The organism is Novosphingobium naphthalenivorans NBRC 102051 (assembly GCF_001590985.1).
Taxonomy (GTDB): domain Bacteria; phylum Pseudomonadota; class Alphaproteobacteria; order Sphingomonadales; family Sphingomonadaceae; genus Novosphingobium; species Novosphingobium naphthalenivorans.
The window spans coordinates 1-3,488 of record NZ_BCTX01000164.1 but is presented as its reverse complement, the minus strand read 5'-3'; the positions used below and the strand labels follow the sequence as shown (position 1 = coordinate 3,488).

Annotated in this window: 8 protein-coding genes; 7 read left to right on the top strand and 1 reads right to left on the bottom strand. The window is 55.8% G+C overall.

The annotated features are described in order from the left end of the window. Positions 1-393 precede the first annotated feature (393 nt). Positions 394-894, bottom strand: coding sequence for an RrF2 family transcriptional regulator (locus tag NN5_RS24315; protein WP_067739211.1), 501 nt, complete (start codon positions 892-894; stop codon positions 394-396). A 58-nt stretch (positions 895-952) separates the two neighbouring features. On the opposite strand from NN5_RS24315, the gene NN5_RS24310 reads away from it, so the two are divergent. The 7 genes from NN5_RS24310 to NN5_RS26710 all read left to right on the top strand — a co-directional run. Beyond that, positions 953-1,393: a GyrI-like domain-containing protein gene (locus tag NN5_RS24310; RefSeq protein ID WP_067739209.1), complete on the top strand. Its 441-nt coding sequence runs from the start codon at positions 953-955 to the stop codon at positions 1,391-1,393. Positions 1,394-1,484: 91 nt separating this feature from the next. Further along, positions 1,485-1,610, top strand: coding sequence for a hypothetical protein (locus NN5_RS27240; protein WP_281190468.1), 126 nt, complete (start codon positions 1,485-1,487; stop codon positions 1,608-1,610). Positions 1,611-1,887: 277 nt separating this feature from the next. Beyond that, positions 1,888-2,085: a hypothetical protein gene (locus tag NN5_RS24305; protein ID WP_067739207.1), complete on the top strand. Its 198-nt coding sequence runs from the start codon at positions 1,888-1,890 to the stop codon at positions 2,083-2,085. Between the two features lie 91 nt (positions 2,086-2,176). Next, a complete protein-coding gene (locus NN5_RS24300) occupies positions 2,177-2,545 on the top strand; it encodes a type II toxin-antitoxin system RelE/ParE family toxin (protein ID WP_067739204.1) in 369 nt (122 codons plus the stop codon). After that, positions 2,538-2,819 (top strand): helix-turn-helix domain-containing protein, encoded by a 282-nt coding sequence (locus NN5_RS24295; protein ID WP_067739201.1) that lies wholly within the window; start codon positions 2,538-2,540, stop codon positions 2,817-2,819. Before NN5_RS24300 ends, NN5_RS24295 begins: the two co-directional genes overlap by 8 nt. 153 nt (positions 2,820-2,972) lie before the next feature. Beyond that, positions 2,973-3,296 carry a hypothetical protein gene (locus NN5_RS26185; RefSeq protein WP_157081330.1) on the top strand — a complete coding sequence of 108 codons (324 nt, stop codon included), beginning with the start codon at positions 2,973-2,975 and terminating at the stop codon, positions 3,294-3,296. Further along, positions 3,293-3,488: hypothetical protein (locus tag NN5_RS26710; RefSeq protein WP_217998774.1), on the top strand; the 196-nt coding region annotated here is incomplete at its 3' end. The genes NN5_RS26185 and NN5_RS26710, both read left to right, overlap by 4 nt.

Genomic DNA, 3,488 nt, shown 5'->3' with positions numbered 1-3,488 from the left:
CATAGCCGTCCGCACCTCTCGATTCCGAGGCTCGCCATTATCATGCTGGCGCTTCAGGATCAGGTGAACGCCAAGTATTTCCATCAACTGCGGGACGCCTGCGCCTTGAACGATGCTCAGGGCGAACTGTTTGCGTCTATGCTGGAAGATGACGAATGTCCGTTCTGACGCTTTGTGGATGTCAGATTTATGCTCCTTGCGATTCTTGGCACCGGGCTGGCGGTGTCATCCCAAATGACTCGTTTCGGCAGTTTCCGAGCCTAATTGCGGTCATAGCGGGGTATTTGTGACAATCCTCAAACCGTCGTTAGCGAAAAACCAACCTGTTCAGCAATGCACCCTCAGCCCGGCCGTTGCAGAACGCTCGGCTTAAAGACCGCTTGAAGGTTGCATCTAAATCCCCCGCACAGCGCCCGTCTCAGTTAGCCAGGCCTGTGTCGCTTCGTGGACGCCGGGGACAGGTTGTGTGATTGCGGATCGCCTCAAATCCGCGAGGCTGGTTCCAGCAAGGACACGCCGCCATTCTGCATCTGCCTGATGCATTATCTTCGCGATGGTACAAGGTGCCCTGTAGTGCTTCGAGGCCGCCGCACAAGGGCCTTTTTGGCGAATTTCCGTGCACCGAAAGAAAGCCTGATGGTCCTCAATGGCCATGACGATCTGAAGAAGTGACACATCTTCGGCCGATTGCGCCATCGCCAAGCCACCTGATCGGCCTTCGACGGATTGAACGATCCCCGCCGCCACAAGTCTCTGCATGACCTTGGAAAAGTAGCTGGGCTTGATCCCGTGGTATTCAGCTAAAGCGCGCGCTGGAACGCGCGCGCCATCGGGCATCATCGCCAATGCAAGACAGGCGTGGAGGCCCCACTCGACACTTTCCGATAACTGCATTATAAACTCCGATAAATAATATCTTAGTTTAAGGTCCGCGCGAAGAAAGGAAAGCGCAATGTCTAATGTGCAGGAAGAAGGTGGCTTTTTCGTTGTCGGCGTATCGAAGGTGGTCCGCAATGATGATCCGGCAGCGATTGGCGTTCTGTGGGAGACTTTTCGCTCGACCGATGTTCGCGCAAGGATCGGTGCTGATGCGTCAAGGGAAACCTATTGCGTCTATCACGACTACGGGGGAGATTTCATGGACCCGTACCGCATGACGATCGGTTACCGTGTGGCGTCAGCAGTGGCTTCGGAAGGTTTGCATTGCGCAGAAGTCCCCAGACAATGGGTGGCGGTATATGATGTCAGGGGGCCGCAGCCCCAATCCTTGATCGCGCAATGGCAGGCGATTTGGAACGGCGACCTTAACCGCTCATATCGCGCGGACTATGATATCTACGATGCCGACGACCCAGAAGCCGTCAGCGTCAGAGTTGGCGTTGTACCTTCGTAGATTTGCGTAAGTTCACTCGGAAGCCGTCATCGCGCAGCGCAGCGAAAGCTCGGACCGCCCGCACCTCTCGATATCGAGACGCGCCATTGTCATGCTGGCGCTTCAGGATCAGGTGAACGCCAGGTATTTTCATCAACTGCGGGACGTCTGCGCCTTGAACGATGCTCAGGGCAAACTGTTTGCATCTATGCTGGAAGATGATGAATGTCCGTTCTGACGCTTTGTGGATGTCAGACTTACGCTCCTTGGGATTCATAGCGCCAGCTATGGTCCCTTGGCTTTTTGGTCATGGGGTTTTCGACCCGTGCGCCGAGCGGGTTCAATCCGGCTCGCTTCCTTAATCATTGCATTCTTTCGTGCAGCTCCGCCCCCGTAAACGGGCGCATCCTGTCAGGATGCGGCATGTGACCCGTGCGGCTTTCACCCGTGTCTTTCTCGCTCCCCATGAAGCCAACGGACTTAATCCGGCGGCAAAATGAAAAGGAGCAAATCTCATGTCTGACACCAACACAAACCGTCCCGCCTTCCGCCTTTATTCCGTAAACGGTGAAGGCAAGTCCGCCCGCTGGACCGATATCGGCGTGGCCTGGCCCACCCGCGATGGAAAAGGCTTTTCCCTGAGCCTGAACGCCCTGCCATTGAATGGCCGAATCGTGATGCGCGAAGCCAACACGAAAGAGGCCGCCGCTTGATGGCGGCCTCCCGTTCTCTCAGCGGGGCATTCACCGCTCCGCTGATTTGGCTTGACAGACCTGCACATTATATGGTGCAATAGCACTATAAATGGTACAGAATGAAGATGAGATCGTAACGCCGAAAATCCCGCTGGTCTTCTACCAGAGCGCGGCTGGCAATGAGCCTGTCCGCAACTGGCTCAAAGACCTCGACAGGGACGACAGGCTGGAAGTTGGGGGCGATCTCCAGCGTGTTCAATATCGCTGGCCCGTCGGAATGCCGCTTTGCAGACCTATGGGCGGCGGGTTGTGGGAAGTGCGAACATCACTGCCCAGCAAGACGATCTCGCGCGTGCTGATCTGTTTCCATGATGGATACCTCTATGCGCTGCATGGCTTCATCAAGAAGACCCAGAAAACACCGCAGGAGGATTTGAAAATCGCGCGCGAGCGCATGAAGGAGGTGCAAAATGGCTAACAAGCATATGGGATCGGGAATTGACGATTTCCTGCGCGAGGAAGGCGTTCTCGAAGAGTTTCAGGCGCGCTCCATCAAGGAGGTGATCGCCTGGGAACTTCAACGGGCTATGCAAGAACGTAAGCTGAGCAAAAGTCGGCTGGCGCAGATGATGCACACCAGCCGCACTCAGGTTGATCGCGTGCTTGATCCGATGGACGGCAACGTCACCATCGAGACTCTGCAACGCGCCGCTGCCGTGCTGGGCCGTAAGGTACAGGTCGAGCTGGTCTAATCGCCAAAATCCACGCGCCGGGTTTGACCGTTCAAGCGCTAAGCGCCTCACAGCTAAGAAGCTGTGAATACAATGATATTTATTGTCCCGCCCGCTCCTTGCGCTGCGGTAGAATGCTCTCGAAGCAATCATCTTTCGGGAGGAAGCGACGGTTTGGACGCATTCAAAGGCTGGATAGGTACGGATTCAACTACGCTCGATATCAAGCGATTGGCCCGCGCGGCGGCATCGGCAATGAAGCCTTCCGAGTACATTCCGATCACAATCGAACTGGCAGCCACGTTGAGGGTGGAGCGTGAAAGAACAGGATACAGTCCCGTATCATTGCTTCGCCGTTTTGCCTCGTCATGTCCTCAGCATTTGACGCATACGACAATCGGCGGCTGGATGAATCTCAAGACCAAAACAGGCAATGCCGAACACATTTTCTGGGTGCTTAATCGCTACGCTGACCTTCCCGATATCGGAGCGAGATGAGCAAGCGCATCCCAATCACCGGGGAAATTCGAAAGCAACTTCGCGCTGAGCGCGACAGGACGGGTATCTCACCATCAGCATTGTTGCGGCGATGCAATCGCCCGCTCCCCGAGCGTCTTTCGCTGCTTATGCCCGGCCTGTGGATACGTGGCGAGGTTGCCAGCCTGATTCCCGCTCATCTCGAGTTCGTGC

Bases quoted from the DNA above. Each gene is read 5' to 3' on its own strand.
- NN5_RS24315 (WP_067739211.1), bottom strand. From the start codon at position 894: ATGCAGTTATCGGAAAGTGTCGAGTGGGGCCTCCACGCCTGTCTTGCA.
- NN5_RS27240 (WP_281190468.1), top strand. From the start codon at position 1,485: ATGCTGGCGCTTCAGGATCAGGTGAACGCCAGGTATTTTCATCAACTG.
- NN5_RS24295 (WP_067739201.1), top strand. From the start codon at position 2,538: ATGGCTAACAAGCATATGGGATCGGGAATTGACGATTTCCTGCGCGAG.
- NN5_RS24305 (WP_067739207.1), top strand. From the start codon at position 1,888: ATGTCTGACACCAACACAAACCGTCCCGCCTTCCGCCTTTATTCCGTA.
- NN5_RS24300 (WP_067739204.1), top strand. From the start codon at position 2,177: ATGGTACAGAATGAAGATGAGATCGTAACGCCGAAAATCCCGCTGGTC.
- NN5_RS24310 (WP_067739209.1), top strand. From the start codon at position 953: ATGTCTAATGTGCAGGAAGAAGGTGGCTTTTTCGTTGTCGGCGTATCG.